The following is a 16,482-nucleotide window of genomic DNA, read 5'->3' as shown; positions in this document are numbered from 1 at the left end:
CGGCACACGATCACTGACTCTCACAGTCGACTGCGGCAAATTACCAACGCCCTCTGCCAGATACGTTTTATCAAAATCAGGCGTATTAAGATCAGCGGGGATTTCTAACACCTTCACTGATTTATTATCACTGTAGTCAATCAGGTTCGTTACATCCATGGCATTGTTCAAACCTGAACAGCCAGTCAGTAAGCCTGTCGCTAAAAGCAGCGAGGTATATTTCATAATTGCAACCTATCAGAATTAATCTATGTTGACACCCGTCAGTCGCAGCGCCTCTAACAAACCAGCCTCAAACGACGGGTTTAGTGGCACCATCGGCAAACGAATTCCATCAACATGTCCGTAGCCCATTTTAGCCAAGGCCCATTTAACCGGAATCGGATTAGGATCGGTAAACAGCGCCTTGTGCAGAGGCTTCGCTTTATTATCCAGTGCTAGCGCCAATTCGCGATCACCAGCCAGAGCAGCGGCACAAATATCATGCATCAACTGAGGAATAACATTCGCGGTGACTGAAATATTACCCTTACCACCTAGCAAAATCAGCTCGAATGCGGTCGGGTCATCACCACTAAAGATAGCCATACGATCACTACAGCGATCAATCAACTCTTTAGCACGGGCCATATCACCCGTTGCTTCTTTAATACCAACGATATTGCTGATACTGGCTAAACGATCAACTGTGTCGGGCAAAATATCACTAACAGTACGCCCTGGAACATTATATAAGATCTGTGGCATCGCCACGCCTTTAGCCAGCGCTTCAAAGTGACGAAACAAACCTTCTTGATTGGGTTTATTATAGTAAGGTGCAACCAACAAGGCGGCATCTGCACCGGCTAGTTTAGCGGCTTCTGTTAACTCCAGTGCCTCAGCGGTGCTATTTGAACCCGTTCCAGCAATGACCGGAATCTTACCCGCTACAATTTCAACGACGCGTTTAATTACATGTCGGTGCTCTTCGTGTGACAACGTCGCCGACTCACCCGTGGTTCCAACAGCCACAATCGCGTCCGTCTGATTATCAAGGTGAAAACCGACTAAGGCTTCTAATGCTGCCTCGTCCACATCACCTGAAGCTGTCATCGGCGTAATCAGCGCGACCATACTCCCTTGAAACATCTAACCCTCCAACATGGTTAACTCGGCCAAGACTGGCTGAGCTTAAAATACAGATATAAAGCAAATAAAGTCTAATAGTGCCCTATCATAAACACAAGACAAATAAAGGCCTCTGGCATTTAACAAGACAATCCGCTAATTTAGCGGCATTCAAAAACCGAACAAGGAACTTATTATGCCTGCTTTGGAAATCGGTCAAGTGGTACCCGACTTCACAGCCCCAGCGACCTCTGAAACGACCTTCACACTCTCTGACTATAAGGGTAAATCCAATCTGGTGATCTACTTCTACCCTAAAGACAGCACGCCGGGCTGCACGACTGAAGGCCAAAATTTTAGAGACTTAAAAGATCAATTCGATGCGCATGACACATTAGTATTTGGTGTTTCCAAGGATACCATGCGTCGTCATGAGAACTTCAAAGCTAAGCAAGAGTTTAACTTCGAATTAATCTCAGATGTCGATGAGGAAGTTTGCCAGCTGTTTAATGTCATTCAGCTAAAGAAGCTGTACGGCAAAGAATACATGGGTATTGTCCGCAGCACCTTCCTAATCGATAAGGAAGGCGTACTGCGTGAGCACTGGGATAAAGTGAAGGTAAAAGGACATGCTGATGCTGTGCTTGAGGCTGTTAAGGCACTTTAAGTTAAACTAGCCAATCTGCGATTGATCATCTCTAACCAACGCTGACTATACTTCATCAATTGAACCTTAGATCCAAACTCATCAAGCGCATTCTGCCGAATAATTTCATTTTCGGCAGTTTGTCTGGTAATCAGTTGCACCACACCCTGAGTAGTACCTGTACTGTCCTCACTAATGAACAATGGCTGCGTGGGGCGCAGCGCCTCAATTACTACTTTATACACTTCATTTTTTGCCAAACTCCCCTCAATATAGATAGCTCCATAGCTACCTAAAAGATCAAGACAATAATGACTGACTAAAGCACAATATAAAGAAGCCAATGCCGTTTTTTCATCGGCCCTCAACAAGTGATGAGGGCCGACGATTTCACCCTCCCAATTTCTGAACGGGCCGCCCTGCTTGCTAAAAGCAGGCAAAGCATAGACTTCCAAACTCAACACCCGCTCCAAATCATGTAAGTCGCAAATCATGGATTCTTTTAAGTGATCCCACTCCCTACCTCCCATAAACCGGATTGAGGGGACCGCCTCAGCAAGCACACTGACATTTGCCAACATGTCATCTTGCTCTTTCAGGCAATCCAACGGGAGGCCAATCCCCGCCATAATAACCCATGTGCCGCTAGAGATCACCGTTAGCGGCTTTTGCTTCTCCAGCAAGTACGGGACTAAAGAGGCATTGCTATCATGTAAACCATTAATTACCTGACAGTCAGCTGGCAGACCCAATGCTTTTGCCAGCTCAGGCTTAACAGTCCCAAGGCTCTCTCCTGCCATTAACAACGGAGGAAATAACCCGGACCACTCCATTGATGCCACTAATGACGAAAGCCTACTATTTGACGGATTCCAAAGATCAGTGTGACAACCTAATGAAGTCACTTCGCTAACTGCTCTGCCAGATAGTCGCCACCCCCAATACTGTGGATACATTAAATACGTATCGACCTGAGCAAACTCCTCAGGAAACGTTTGAGAAAGCCAGTAAACCTGCCTACCAAGGTTTAAGCCCGACTTAGGAAGGTCGGGGCTAAATGTCTCTTGAAAGTCAGGCCGCAGTAACGAGTATTCCGCATCAATCGAGTCATATAAGTCTGCCTCGTAATCAACGACCGGAAACGCCAACTGACCTGCACCCAAACAAACACCAGTCGCACCATGCGTTGTGCAGCCTAAGGAACGAATCGTAAATTGAGTAGCCGCCTGCTTCAGACACTCGCAATACCAGAGCCAAATTCGCTCAACATCTGCATGGGGATAAGGCCCATCAGTCAGCACACTATTGCTCGTCTTTTGAATATCCAAAACGGCTTGGGAAACACTGTCCACGATACTGAATTTAACATTGGTTTTCCCAATATCCAGCACCGCGATCACATCAGTAGATTTAATACTCATAACATAAAGAACACTCGTGTGAGCTCAGTCGAAGCAGGCTCATTACTACCGGCTCGTGTTTCCATCAAAGGAGCCATGCATTTCCACCACCGTTGCATCACCAGTTCTTGCTTCAATAACTCGGGATTAAAGTCATCCGGAATGGTCACCGTGCCGAATAACTGCAAAGTCTCCGGGTGTAAATAAATCGAATAGTGGCTAAAGCCATACTGTTTCAATAATGCCGTCAACTCAGGCCAAATCTCATCATGTCGTTGCTGGTACTCTGCTTCAAAACCAGCTCGAAGCTGCATCACAAATGCTTGTTGCATATATCACCGCCTCGCTCTAATGAATTTATTTAGGAGGATGGGCGTCGCAATGACACCAATTAACATACCTCCAACCACAATAGACATGACAATACCCGGAACATTTAACAGCCCGAGGCCAAAGGTCACTAACCCCATAAGGAACACAGCAATAAACACGCCGATGATGGTTCCCGAACCACCCAAAATACTCACGCCACCCAGCACAACCATAGTGATAATGCTCAGCTCCCAGCCAAGCGCGATGGTAGGACGAGTACTGCCCAAGCGAGCAGTGAGCAAAACAGAAGCCAAGCCGGCAATAAGACCAACCAAAGCAAACAACACTAAGCGGTGACGGTTAACATTGATCCCCGAGAAAAATGCACCGGTCGGGTTATTGCCAATAGCATAAGTGCGGCGACCAAAATTAGTTTTGTGAAGCAACACATAGAACACAACCGTCAGTGCCAAGAACAGCACAAACTCAAAGCTAAGCATCCCCCAGGCATAACCTTGACCAAACCAAGCAAAGCTATCAGGGTAATTTTTCAGTACATCATCCCCTAAAATGATATAAGTGAGCCCACGAAATAGGCTCATAGTACCAATGGTGACAACAATGGATGGGATTTCAAAACGCGTAACTAGCAAGCCATTGACTAAACCACAAAGTGTTCCAACCACTAAACCGATCAATACCAGAGCTGGCGTTCCCATACCGGCTTCCGCTGCCAACCCCATGCTCACAGAGGCAAGTGCGATGATCGACGCCACTGACAAATCGATTTCCCGGCAAATAATCAGCATTGCCAAAGGTAATGCCACTATCGCCTTTTCAGTGAAGTTGAAGGTTGCATCGGATAAGTTCCAGGGATCAAGAAAATACGGTGAGGCATAGCTGTTTAATACAAATACCAACAGCGTAAATAGTAATAGGAAAAACTCCCATGAAAGAATGCGACTGGCAAAACCCACTTTAGGTAAGCGATCACTTATATTGACGTTCGTTTCCATCGCAAACTCCTTATTGCTTCGCTTGAGTATTTTTTTTCAAAATGATCCGGCCAGACTTTTTCTCTGAGCGCGAATTGGCGATAACTGCAAGAATAATAACCAAGCCTGAAATGGCCATCTGCCAGAAAGGTGATACGCCAATGACTGGCAAGGCATTATTGATAACACCTAAAAATAATGCGCCAAGCACGCAACCTAAAACCGTACCAATCCCTCCCATAATACTAACGCCGCCAATCACACACGCTGCGATTACCTGCAACTCAAAACCATTGGCAACATCTACATAAGCAACCGCATAGCGTGACACCCAAAGATAACCGCAAAGCCCTGCTAACAGACCTGAAATACTGAATGCAATGAACTGCGTTTTACCGACATCAATACCGATATAAAAGGCTGCTGTTGGATTGTTTCCTACCGCATAAATCTCACGACCAAGGCGGCGATATCGCACAAAGTAGAGCATGATGGCAATGAAGATCAGGGATATCCAACCTAAAACAGGCAGACCGAAGATCACGGCTCGGGGCGCAGCGATGAAGTCCTCTGACATTTCATGCGCATTCACCCACGCGCCATCGCTAAATAAGAAAATGATGCCTCGGTAGATACTCATGGTTCCCAAGGTCACCACAATAGCGGGAATGCCTAGCTTCCAAACCATCAGGCCGTTGATCATTCCCAGCACCAAACCTAGCAAGCACCCGGCGAGCACCAATAGCAAAACAGGCAGATCCGGATAACTATGGTTCAACATAGCCATCACCATTCCGGTCATCGCCAAGTTCGCTGCAACTGACAAATCGATGCAACGTGTCAAAATCACCAACATCTGACCCAGGGCTAGAATGATCAATATCGAGGTATCGGTATAAACAGATAATAGGTTTCCGGGCGCTATAAATTTCGGCGCAACCATACCGATGAGACCAGTCATCATTACGATGAGCAGCCCCAATAAAAGCTCACGACTTTTAAGCAGACTCAGCATGATGACTCCCTCCTGTAGCTGCATGAACGATAGCTTCCGCAGTGCATTTATCGTGTTCGAACTGGCTAACCATCAAACCTTCATTCATAACAATAATGCGATCTGACATCCCCATTATTTCGGGTAATTCCGATGACACCATAATCACTGCCAACCCCTCTTTCACAAGCTCCGACATAAAGGCGTGAACCGCTGCTTTTGAACCAATATCGATTCCTTTGGTTGGCTCATCCAGAATAATGACGGCTGGTTTTGTGGCAAGCCACTTCCCAATCACCACCTTTTGCTGATTACCTCCCGAGAGGTTTTCAACTTTTTCATTCCAATTTGGCGCTTTAACTTGTAAGCGCTGGGCGTAATGACTCGCTAATGAATACTCTGCGGTATTATCTAAAAAGCCTTTAGCGTTAATGCCCGATAATTGCGGTAACCCAATGTTTTGATAAATGGGTAACTCCAGAATCACGCCCTGACTTTGCCGCTCCTCCGGTACATAAGCAATTCCAGCCTTAATCGCATCTGCGGGCGACTTGATATCAACCGCCTCACCCTTGACTGAAATTTTTCCGGTAACGTTTTTCGCCACACCAAATAGTGCCTGCATGACCTCGCTGCGCCCTGCACCAACTAACCCATAGAAACCTAAAATTTCTCCACGGTGTAAATTAAAACTAATATCATCGAACTCAGTAGGATGGCTTAATGCTTCAACCTCAAGAACCACCTCACCAATCTCAACCTGTTCTTTAGGAAATACTTGGTCAACTGTGCGGCCTACCATCATTGTCACCAGTTCTTTCTCGGTGACATCTTTAATCATTCCTTCACCAACATAAGTGCCATCTCTGAAGACGGTGTAACGGTCAGCAATGGTAAATATTTCGTCAAATTTATGTGTGATAAACATAATTGCCCGACCCGATTTTTTTAGTCGGTTAACAATTTTGTAAAGCTCTTCTATTTCGTGGTGAGAAAGCGCAGCCGTTGGCTCATCCAAAATCACGACTTCCGCATCGAATGATAATGCGCGGGCGATGGCGACCATGTGACGCTGGCCAATACTGAGATTCTTTAATAAGCTCTTCGCCTTAATCGGTGCTTCGATACTATCTAAAATATGCTGAGCCAGATTATGCATAACCATCCAACTCAAAGCGCCAGTACGCTTATCCGTTACATAATGTCCGGCAAAGATATTTTCCGTCACGCTTAGCTCATCAAACAGAACAGTTTCCTGATGAATCGCAGTAATCCCCAAGCGCCTTGCGTCACCAGGGCTATTTAACTTAATCAGCTCACCATTAAAGCGGATCTCTCCCTCTTCAGGTTTATAAATACCCGTCATTGACTTCACGAGTGTGGATTTTCCAGCACCATTTTCACCGATTAAAGCCGTCACTTGGCCGGGGTATAAATCAAGTTGAACCTGATCTAAAGCCTTGACACCGGGAAACGATTTACTGACACCCCTAAGGGAAAATATAGGATGGGAATCACTCATAGTATTTCCGTCGTTCCTTGTCTTAATTGAGGAAGCTGAGAAAAAGGGGCCACCAATACGCATGCCAGCCCCATTTATTCTCAATCGAATTAAATCAAAAGACTTAAAATATTTCCGCAAACTCATCAACGTTCGATGCGTCATAGACAAACGGGTCCGACATCGCTGCGCTACCATCTTTTTCCAGTTTTGCAACGCCCATACGGCCCATACTCACTTCCGTATCAGTGGCTTTTCCCTTGACCAAGTTATACGCAATGGTGGTTGCTGCATAACCTAAGTCAATGGGATTCCAGATCGCAAAACTTTCAACAGAGCCGGCTTTAACATGACCTGCCAATTCAGACGGCAAGCCCAATCCTGTTACATAGACCTGACCAAGCTTCTTGGCATCTTCAACCGCTTGAGCAGCCGCAACAATTCCTACAGACGTAGGAGAAACAATAACTTTCAGGTTAGGATAAGTTTGGAGCAAGCCCTTGGTTTCACGATAGCTTTTATCCGCTAAATCATCGCCATAGACCGTTGCTACAAGCTCAAGCCCAGGATAATTAGGGAGCACCTTTTTCATTTCTTCAATCCAGATATTCTGGTTGGTTGACGTTGGGGTTGCACTGAGAATGGCAATCTCGCCTTTTTCGATATCCATTGCTTTAAGCGCATCGGCCGCAAGCTTAATATTCATCTCGCCGATCAGCGAGTTACTGGATGGGTTTAAGTGAACTTGGCGCCCCGCTTCTGCAACACCTGAATCCCAAGAAACAACCTTAATACCGCGTTGCTGTGCTTTTTTTAGGATGGGGACTAGCGCATCCGTATCATTGGCTGATACAGCGATCGCATCGACTTTTTGAGCGATGAGTGAGTTAAGCACCTCAATCTGACCTTCTGCAGTCGTACTCGTTGGGCCGGTATAGATAATCTCTACATCACCCAACTCTTTAGCTGCTTCTTCAGCGCCTTTATTAGCCGCTTCAAAAAAGCCAATACCTAGCGCTTTTACAACCAAGCCGATGCGTACATCTTCAGCTTGAGCCACTGTTGTACCAAATAAGGCAACAGCCAAAGTCGTCGCTGTAAATAGTTTTTTCAATCTCATTGTTACTCTCCTCCAGATAAAAAATGCTTAAGCTCTAGCCCGTAAAACCTAGTGGCTAACCCTAAACATCGACAATTTCCGCTTATAAATATGCCTCAATCATTTTGGCATGACAAGATAAAATTGATTTTTTATGAATTATTTTGATTGGTTTTGATTTTATTTGCTGTATATTTAGATCACGCTAAGAAATTGGCAACGACTATTTACCCATCGGACTGTGAGACAGCCCATCTGGATAACTATTGATAAACAGAGGAAGATCATCATGAGCACAATGTCAGAAAAGCTAATTCCAAATCTATGGGACGACGCTGCCGCTGCAAAACTTAATGAACCTGAGCTATTACAATACCGGTCCAACTTGCTTGGCTCAGACATGAGAGTCACCAACTATGGCGGTGGAAATACCTCATCAAAAATACAGTGCACCGACCCACTGACAGGTGAGCAAACCGAGGTGCTTTGGGTTAAAGGCTCCGGTGGCGATATTGGAAGTATGGGGCTAGATGGGTTTTCCACGCTCTATATGGACAAGCTCAAAGGCTTGAAACAACTCTATCGCGGCATAGAGCATGAAGATGAAATGGTTGCCTATTTACCGCATTGCACATTCAACTTAAACACACGGGCAGCCAGTATCGACACACCATTACATGCCTATGTTCCTTTTAGCCACGTAGACCACTTACACCCAGATGCCGTGATTGCAATTGCGGCCAGCAAAAACAGCCGCGATCTAACGGAAACAATTTATGGCAGCGACATTGGCTGGCTCCCATGGAGACGACCTGGCTACCAACTTGGTCTTGAATTAGAAAAGATTGCCACTGAAAACCCACATTTAAAAGGTGTCGTGCTAGAAGCACATGGCTTATTTACTTGGGCGAATAGCGCCAAAGAGTGTTATGAGACATCACTAGAAATGATCAATCGTGCGCAAGTATGGTTAGACCAACAGTTAGAAGGCAAAGCAGCCTTTGGTGGTGCTGTTCATAGCTCGCTACAGGCAGAGCAACGTCAACAAGTGGCAAGCCAGTTAATGCCTATCATTCGTGGAAAAACTAGCGAACATCAACGTCAGCTAGGTCATTTTAATGATAGTGATGAAGTGCTGGAGTTTGTTAATAGCGCGGAATTACAGGCGCTAGCTGAACTCGGCACCTCCTGCCCTGATCACTTCCTACGCACAAAAATCAAACCTTTTGTTGTTGACTTTGATCCTAGCCAATTTGACTCGGAAACAGCCAACCTGTCTTCAGTAATTGAAGGCTTGGATGCTGCCTTAGAACAGTATCGTGACGACTACAATGCTTACTATAATCGTTGCAAGCATGATAATAGCCCTGCAGTTCGCGACGCCAACCCCATTGTTTATCTCATTCCCGGCGTAGGCATGCTGACTTTTGCTAAAGATAAAGCAACAGCCCGAATTGCTGGCGAGTTTTATGTGAATGCCATCAATGTTATGCGCGGTGCATCGGGTGTGAGCGAGTATATGGGCCTGCCAGAGCAAGAAGCGTTTGATATTGAATATTGGTTGCTGGAAGAAGCAAAACTGCAGCGCATGCCCAAACCGAAAGCACTTGCTGGTCGAATTGCCTTAATCACTGGTGGCGCTGGCGGTATCGGCCAAGCAACCGCCGAGCGCCTGTTAAAGGAAGGTGCTTGTGTACTCCTCACAGATATTGATGAAGCAAGCCTGACAGAAACAGTCGCAGGATTTGAAGCGGCATTTGGCAAAGATGTCGTGGCCGGAATTAAGATGGATGTCACAAAAGAGGAGCAAGTCCAGCAAGCCTTTGCATACTCAAGCTTACGCTTTGGTGGACTAGATATACTAGTTTCTAATGCAGGAATTGCTTCATCATCTCCATTAGACGAAACCACACTAGAGTCCTGGAACTTTAATCAAAATATTCTAGCCACTGGATACTTCCTAGTTTCACGCGCTGCATTCTCGTTAATGAAAGGGCAGAAAATGGGTGGAGCCGTCGTCTTTATTGCTAGCAAAAATGGCTTAGTCGCTTCAGCTAACGCCTCCGCTTATTGCACAGCAAAAGCCGCTGAGATTCAGTTAGCACGCTGCGTAGCCCTTGAAGGTGCACCGCATGGCATTCGTACCAATGTCGTAAACCCTGATGCGGTACTGCGCGGTTCCAAGATCTGGAGTGGCAAATGGAAGGAAGAACGCGCCAGTGCCTATAATATGGAAACCAATGAGCTGGAAGAGCACTACCGTCAACGTAGCCTGCTAAAGCTTAATGTTCTACCTGAGGATATCGCTGAAGGCGTTTACTTTTTCGCGGCTGACACCTCAGCAAAATCCACCGGAAATATTCTTAATGTCGATGCAGGCCATGCACCGTCATTCACACGATAAGAGGAGAGAATCACTATGAGTAACATGACACATATTGATCAGCAGTTCATTGATGAGCAAAATGCAAAACAACAACAAGCACTCAATGATGACTATGCCGCAATGGGTAACAAGCTGGAGCGCCAAGGTCTGGACATTGAGGAGTTAACCGCTAAGGCACAAGCATTTAGCGTTGCGCTACCTTCATGGGGCTTGGGCACCGGCGGTACTCGCTTTGCACGCTTCCCTGGCCCTGGTGAGCCACGAAATATTTTTGAAAAGGTATCAGACTGCTCTGTTGTACAGCAGTTAAGCCAAGCAACGCCGGGCATATCTCTGCACATTCCTTGGGATACCCCTTCAGATCCTTCGGAACTGTTGGATTATGCACAAACTCGTGGCATGCACTTTGATGCCATGAACTCAAATACCTTTCAGGATCAGCTAGACCAGGCACACTCATACAAATACGGCAGCCTCTGCAATGCTGAAGAAGCGGCACGCGAGCAAGCCATTACGCATAATATTGACGTAATTGAGTTAGGTAAAAAGCTAAACTCCAATGCGCTGACAGTTTGGGTGGGGGATGGCTCCAACTTCCCAGGCCAGCAACACTTTTCACGTGCCTTTGCTCGCTACATTGAAAGCACAAAAGCAATCTATGCTGAACTACCCGAAGACTGGAGCATGCTACTTGAACACAAAATATTTGAGCCTGCGTTTTACTCAACCGTCATTCAGGACTGGGGTAGCAGCTACTTAGCGGCGACGGAAATCGGTGAGCGCTGTAAGTCACTGGTGGACCTTGGTCATCACGCTCCCAATGTGAACATCGAGATGATTGTGGCACGCTTATCCCAGTTCGGAAAATTAGGTGGCTTCCACTTTAATGACAGCAAGTATGGTGATGATGACTTAGATAGTGGCTCAATCAACCCTTACCAGCTATTTCTTGTATTTAATGAATTGGTTGATATTGAAAACGAGTCTACTGACTTCTCGCCTTTCTACATGTTGGATCAATCACATAATGTCACCGACCCGATTGAGAGCTTGATTTACAGTGCTGCTGAAGTGCAACGTGCATACCTGAAAGCATTGATAGTTGATCGTACAGCACTGGGTAACTATCAGGACGGAAATGATGCGATGATGGCTCAAGCGACGTTAAAAGCCGCCTACAACTTGGATGTTGAGCCTATCTTGCAGATGGCCCGACAACGCTCTGGAGGTGCAATCGACACACTCGGCACTTACCGCGCCAGTGGCTACCGTCAAACCTGCGCACAAGAACGTCCTGCCAGTAAAACAACCAGCTCTGGCATCGTTTAATCGCGAGTACACTGCCAATGTAATTCGTTACATTGGCAGTATTGACTGAATAAAATCATTTAGAATCAACTTCCGTCAATATGCTACAATTTTCAACTCGCATTGACTGAGACATACAATGAACGAACGACAGCGGCACAAAAAAATTCTAAACATGCTCTCACAACAATCTATTGTGACAGTGCATGAATTAGAAACTGCACTCGATGCCTCGATTGCCACGGTCCGTCGCGATATTAATACTTTAGCAGCGGCAAATTTGGCTCAGAAAATCCGGGGTGGTATTGAAGTTGTAACAGACAAAACACCTGCCCCTCCCCGCTTAGCTGGCAACTCATTCAATAATAATGAAACGCTGCATGTGGAAGAAAAAAGAGCGGTTGCCCGTGAAGCGACGGCACTGTGTCAGGATGGGGAGTCGATTATTATTAACGGTGGGACAAGTACCTACCGCATGGCCGAGTTTTTGGAGGCCCGCAGCCTTCACATACTAACCAACTCATTTACGATGGCCGACTACTTGCTTCGCCGGTCGAATAATCAAGTCACACTGCCAGGCGGGGAAGTTTATCGCGCACAAAATATCATCCTGAGTCCGTATGAAGATGACACAGCAGTTGATCATTTTTACGCGTCGAAAATGTTTATTGGAGCCTATGCCATACGCCAACAGGGCTTAATTGAGGCAGACCCTTTGCTGATTAAAGCGGAGCAGAAGCTACTGAAGCAAGCAGAGCAATTAATCGTACTGGTCGATAGCAGTAAGTTTGAAACGTTTGGAAGTTTGATCCTATGCCCTCTGGATAGAATCGATACCGTGATTACAGATAATGGCGTTAAGCCAGATTCAGTGAAGATGCTTGAGAAGGCTGGGATCGAAGTAATCGTCGCCTCCTCAGAGCACCAAACGCATTAATGCACGCTATCATTTCCTGCGATCAAGCCTTCTGAGAAAATGCGCTCTAAGTCGATTTCATCCACGACATAGTGCGCATTACAGAAATCACAGTCTACTTCAATCTTGCCCTGTGTTTTCAGAGTGTCTTCTGCTTCTTCACGTCCTAGCCCAAGCAACATATTATCCACTTTCAACTGTGAACAACTGCACTCAAAACGGAGTGGCTCGCCATCGAACAAACGCAATGTTTCTTCATGGAACAGGCGATGCAGCATGGTTTCCACATCCAGCGTCAACAACTCTTCAGTGGTGACCGTTTCTGTCAGCATTTTTACGCGATTCCAGCCATCCTTATCTTCAACAGAGCCCGGCAAACGCTGAACCAGCAAACCAGAAACTGACGTTTCACCAACCGCTAATTCCAAACGCGTTTTCAACTGCTCGGACTGCTCAAAATATGCTTCCAAACAATCAGACAAGGTTTCACCATCCAGATTAACAATACTCTGGTAACGCTCACCTTTACCCTCTTCCGGCTCAACCGTAATAACGATACGGCCATTCTCACCAAACAAGCCATTGATAGACTCATCTTTTGTGAAGTCGTCTTTCCAGCGCGCCATTCCGCGCAGCTTGCCATCAGACGAAGCTTGTACCACTAACATGCTAATCGGATGTCCGCCACTGATCTGAAACACCAGCGTGCCTTTGTACTTAATGGTTGCTGCCAGTAATGACACAGCCGCCAGCGACTCGCCCAACATTTGCTGAACTGGCGCAGGATACTCTGCGCAAGCCTTCAATGTTTTCCAAGTCTCTTCCAACTGCACCCATTCACCACGAACATTGGCATCATCAATCAGGAAGCGGTAAATTTTATCCATATTCAATTCTCTTATCAGCGGATGCGCTTAGGCATCCAGCTTAGCTTTTAGCAGGCGATTTACTTCAGCAGGATTGGCCTTGCCTTTGGACTCTTTCATGACCTGCCCGACAAAGAAGCCAAACAACTTATCCTTGCCCGAGCGGTACTGCTCATACTGGCCAGGGTTTGCTGCGATAATGCCATCAATCAAGGTTTCAATTGCGCCAGTATCGGTGATTTGCTTCAGCCCTTTGGCCTCAATAATCTCATCCGGTGTACCTTCGCCATTCCACATTGCTTCAAACACATCTTTAGCAATTTTGCCGGAGATGGTGTTATCGATAATGCGTGCAATCAAACTAGCGAGTTGCTCAGCACTGACGGGTGAATCTTCGACAGCCATATCTTGCTTATTCAGGTAACTGGCTAACTCGCCACTCACCCAGTTTGCAGACAATTTAGGCTCATTCGTCGTCGCAGCGACAACTTCAAAATATTCTGCCAAAGCACGGCTAACAGTGAGTACTGACGCATCAAACTCACTCAGTTTGAACTCGTCCATAAAGCGCTGCTTCTTTTGCTCTGGTAACTCTGGCAGCTCAGCACGCACTTCAGCTAATAACGCCTGCGTGATTTCTACTGGCAGCAAATCAGGGTCTGGGAAGTAACGATAGTCATTAGCTTCCTCTTTTGAGCGCATGGAGCGTGTTTCATCCTTATCGGGATCAAACAAGCGTGTTTCCTGCACCACGGTACCGCCGGACTCAATCAGATCAATCTGACGCTCCACTTCTATATTGATAGCGCGCTCAACAAACTTAAAGGAGTTGATGTTTTTCAGCTCAGCACGGGTTCCAAATTCTTTCTGGCCTTTGGGGCGCACAGACACGTTCGCATCACAACGGAACGAACCTTCCTGCATATTGCCGTCGCAAATGCCTAAATACTGAACCAGCGAATGAATCTTCTTCATATACGCGACGGCTTCTTTGGCATTGCTCATTTCCGGCTCAGAAACGATTTCCAACAATGGCGTACCTGAACGGTTCAAGTCGATTCCGGTTTGTCCTGCAAAATCTTCATGCAAAGACTTACCCGCATCCTGCTCCAAATGCGCACGAGTTACACCGACACGCTTGGTTTCACCGTTTTCCAGTTCGATATCCAAATGACCCAGCCCAACAATCGGCTTATCAAATTGACTGATCTGGTAGCCTTGCGGCAAATCAGGATAGAAATAGTTTTTACGGGCAAATACCGAGTAAGGTGCGATATCCGCATCAATCGCTAAACCAAACATCACGGCTTTACGAACGGCTTCACGGTTAAGCACCGGCAAAACACCCGGCATCGCCAAATCAACCACATTGGCTTGCGTGTTTGGCTCTGCGCCATACGCGGTTGAGGAGCCGGAGAAAATCTTACTTTTCGTCGAAAGCTGCGCGTGGATTTCTAATCCGATTACTGTTTCCCATTCCATCGTATTAACCTCCGAAGCCTTCTGGTGATTGCTTATGCCAGCTCGTTGCTTGCTGGAACTGATGCGCCACGTTTAACAATTTGGCTTCATCAAAATAGTTACCAATAATCTGCAAACCAACAGGCAAGCCTTCAACTGGCTCAACCGGCAAAGACATACCCGGCAATCCTGCCAAGTTCAGCGCAATCGTGTAGATATCAGACAAATACATGCTGACAGGATCATCCACTTTCTCGCCTAACTTAAATGCCGTATTAGTCGTAACCGGGCCCATAATCACATCCACATCATTAAAGACTTTCACATAGTCTTCTTTGATAATGCGGCGCACTTTCTGTGCCTTCAAGTAGTAAGCGTCGTAATAACCTGCCGACAGCGCATAAGTACCCACCATAATTCGGCGTTTCACTTCCGAACCAAAGCCTTCGCCGCGTGAGCGCTTATACATGTCTTCCAAGTCTTTTGGATTTTCACAGCGGTAACCGTAACGTACCCCATCCAGACGCGACAAGTTAGCCGAGCATTCTGCTGGCGCAATCACATAGTAAGATGGAATCGCCAGATGCGAGTTTGGCAAACTCACTTCAACGGTCTCAGCGCCCAAGGCACGATACTGTTCCAATGCCGCTTGAATCGAAGTATTCACCGCAGCATCTAAGCCATCACCAAAATACTCTTTTGGCAAGCCAATGCGTAAACCTTGTAGTGGCTTATCTAAACTTGCAGAAAAATCTTCATCGTCCACCTGTGAAGAGGTGGAATCCCGCTCATCAAAGCCAGACATTGCCGTTAGCATCAAAGCGCAATCGCTGGCATCACGCGCCAACACACCACCCTGATCCAAACTAGAGGCATAAGCGATCATGCCGAAACGAGAAACACGGCCATAAGTTGGCTTAATCCCAGTCAAACCGGTAAATGCAGCAGGTTGACGAATCGAACCACCGGTATCAGTACCGGTCGCAATCGGCGCTAAACGCGCAGCAACTGCAGCAGCACTTCCACCGGAAGACCCACCCGGAACACGCTCGGTATCCCATGGGTTTTTAACCGCACCGTAGTAGCTATTTTCATTGGATGAGCCCATCGCAAACTCATCCATATTGGTTTTACCCAACATTGGCATACCGGCTTGCTTAAGCTTAGTCACTACCGTTGCATCGTATGGCGCAACAAAGTTATCCAACATTTTTGAGCCGCAGGATGTTTTCACCCCATCAGTGCAAAAGATGTCTTTATGCGCCATCGGAATACCCGTTAGCGGGCCAGCCGTACCAGCAGCGATTTGTGCATCGGCAGCGGCAGCTTCGGCCAGCGCCTGCTCAGGCGTGACGGTAATAAAGCTATTGAGTTCGCCATCATATTTAGCGATACGATCTAAAAAGTGCTGAGTTAATTCAACACTGGTGTACGCGCCCGCGCGCAAGTCTGCGGCCAGCTCAGTCAAAGTCTTGTTATGCATGATTACAC

The 16,482-nt window shown here is 46.5% G+C and carries 15 protein-coding genes (1 of these 15 only partly in view); 4 read left to right on the top strand and 11 right to left on the bottom strand.

The window, feature by feature from the left end; translation table 11 throughout:
* On the bottom strand, window positions 1-225 hold the 5' portion of the coding sequence (gene bamC / locus LEUMU_RS0122370) for an outer membrane protein assembly factor BamC (RefSeq protein WP_022954534.1). The gene continues 408 nt to the left of window position 1, outside the view; 225 of the gene's 633 nt are visible here — the first part of the coding sequence; the start codon lies at window positions 223-225; its stop codon lies off the left edge, out of view.
* 18 nt (window positions 226-243) lie between these two features.
* The gene (gene dapA, locus LEUMU_RS0122365; RefSeq protein ID WP_022954533.1) at window positions 244-1,128 is read right to left on the bottom strand and encodes a 4-hydroxy-tetrahydrodipicolinate synthase; all 885 of its coding nucleotides are present in this window, start codon (window positions 1,126-1,128) and stop codon (window positions 244-246) included.
* A gap of 175 nt (window positions 1,129-1,303) precedes the next feature.
* On the opposite strand from dapA, the gene bcp reads away from it, so the two are divergent.
* The gene (bcp, locus tag LEUMU_RS0122360; protein WP_022954532.1) at window positions 1,304-1,774 is read left to right on the top strand and encodes a thioredoxin-dependent thiol peroxidase; all 471 of its coding nucleotides are present in this window, start codon (window positions 1,304-1,306) and stop codon (window positions 1,772-1,774) included.
* Here bcp and LEUMU_RS27350 read toward each other — a convergent pair.
* Genes LEUMU_RS27350 through rhaS form a run of 6 tightly spaced genes read right to left on the bottom strand, consistent with a single transcriptional unit; the run spans window position 1,771 to window position 8,075 of the window.
* Window positions 1,771-3,174: an FGGY-family carbohydrate kinase gene (locus tag LEUMU_RS27350; protein ID WP_022954531.1), complete on the bottom strand. Its 1,404-nt coding sequence runs from the start codon at window positions 3,172-3,174 to the stop codon at window positions 1,771-1,773. The genes bcp and LEUMU_RS27350 overlap by 4 nt on opposite strands.
* Window positions 3,171-3,485, bottom strand: coding sequence for an L-rhamnose mutarotase (gene rhaM / locus LEUMU_RS0122350; protein ID WP_022954530.1), 315 nt, complete (start codon window positions 3,483-3,485; stop codon window positions 3,171-3,173). Before rhaM ends, LEUMU_RS27350 begins: the two co-directional genes overlap by 4 nt.
* Before the next feature lie 3 nt (window positions 3,486-3,488).
* Window positions 3,489-4,481, bottom strand: a complete 993-nt coding sequence (locus tag LEUMU_RS0122345) for an ABC transporter permease (RefSeq protein ID WP_022954529.1) — start codon at window positions 4,479-4,481, stop codon at window positions 3,489-3,491.
* Between the two features lie 10 nt (window positions 4,482-4,491).
* Window positions 4,492-5,475, bottom strand: a complete 984-nt coding sequence (locus LEUMU_RS0122340; protein ID WP_022954528.1) for an ABC transporter permease — start codon at window positions 5,473-5,475, stop codon at window positions 4,492-4,494.
* The gene (locus tag LEUMU_RS0122335) at window positions 5,459-7,171 is read right to left on the bottom strand and encodes a sugar ABC transporter ATP-binding protein (protein ID WP_211223052.1); all 1,713 of its coding nucleotides are present in this window, start codon (window positions 7,169-7,171) and stop codon (window positions 5,459-5,461) included. The genes LEUMU_RS0122340 and LEUMU_RS0122335 overlap by 17 nt, the downstream gene beginning before the upstream one ends.
* Entirely contained in the window at window positions 7,080-8,075 is a 996-nt protein-coding gene (gene rhaS, locus LEUMU_RS0122330) for a rhamnose ABC transporter substrate-binding protein (protein WP_022954526.1), read from the bottom strand. The genes LEUMU_RS0122335 and rhaS overlap by 92 nt, the downstream gene beginning before the upstream one ends.
* Before the next feature lie 268 nt (window positions 8,076-8,343).
* Between rhaS and LEUMU_RS0122325 the strand changes: the two genes are divergently transcribed.
* The 3 genes from LEUMU_RS0122325 to LEUMU_RS0122315 all read left to right on the top strand — a co-directional run bounded on the left by LEUMU_RS0122325 (window position 8,344) and on the right by LEUMU_RS0122315 (window position 12,685).
* Window positions 8,344-10,458 carry a bifunctional rhamnulose-1-phosphate aldolase/short-chain dehydrogenase gene (locus LEUMU_RS0122325; protein WP_022954525.1) on the top strand — a complete coding sequence of 705 codons (2,115 nt, stop codon included), beginning with the start codon at window positions 8,344-8,346 and terminating at the stop codon, window positions 10,456-10,458.
* Window positions 10,459-10,473: 15 nt separating this feature from the next.
* Entirely contained in the window at window positions 10,474-11,769 is a 1,296-nt protein-coding gene (gene rhaI, locus LEUMU_RS0122320) for an L-rhamnose catabolism isomerase (protein WP_022954524.1), read from the top strand.
* Window positions 11,770-11,887: 118 nt separating this feature from the next.
* On the top strand, window positions 11,888-12,685 hold the full coding sequence (locus LEUMU_RS0122315) for a DeoR/GlpR family DNA-binding transcription regulator (protein ID WP_022954523.1): 798 nt from the start codon (window positions 11,888-11,890) through the stop codon (window positions 12,683-12,685).
* Here LEUMU_RS0122315 and hslO read toward each other — a convergent pair.
* Genes hslO through gatA form a run of 3 tightly spaced genes read right to left on the bottom strand, consistent with a single transcriptional unit; the run spans window position 12,682 to window position 16,474 of the window.
* Complete coding sequence (gene hslO / locus LEUMU_RS0122310; RefSeq protein WP_022954522.1) at window positions 12,682-13,551, bottom strand: Hsp33 family molecular chaperone HslO; 870 nt, start codon at window positions 13,549-13,551, stop codon at window positions 12,682-12,684. The two genes, LEUMU_RS0122315 and hslO, sit on opposite strands and share 4 nt — an antisense overlap.
* A 27-nt stretch (window positions 13,552-13,578) precedes the next feature.
* The gene (gene gatB, locus LEUMU_RS0122305; RefSeq protein WP_022954521.1) at window positions 13,579-15,012 is read right to left on the bottom strand and encodes an Asp-tRNA(Asn)/Glu-tRNA(Gln) amidotransferase subunit GatB; all 1,434 of its coding nucleotides are present in this window, start codon (window positions 15,010-15,012) and stop codon (window positions 13,579-13,581) included.
* A gap of 4 nt (window positions 15,013-15,016) precedes the next feature.
* Window positions 15,017-16,474 (bottom strand): Asp-tRNA(Asn)/Glu-tRNA(Gln) amidotransferase subunit GatA, encoded by a 1,458-nt coding sequence (gatA, locus tag LEUMU_RS0122300; RefSeq protein ID WP_022954520.1) that lies wholly within the window; start codon window positions 16,472-16,474, stop codon window positions 15,017-15,019.
* Between the last annotated feature and the right edge of the window lie 8 nt (window positions 16,475-16,482).

Origin of the sequence: Leucothrix mucor DSM 2157, from assembly GCF_000419525.1 — a bacterium.
GTDB lineage: Bacteria > Pseudomonadota > Gammaproteobacteria > Thiotrichales > Thiotrichaceae > Leucothrix > Leucothrix mucor.
Note: the sequence above shows the minus strand (reverse complement) of the source record. Positions and strands in the feature narration are given on the sequence as shown.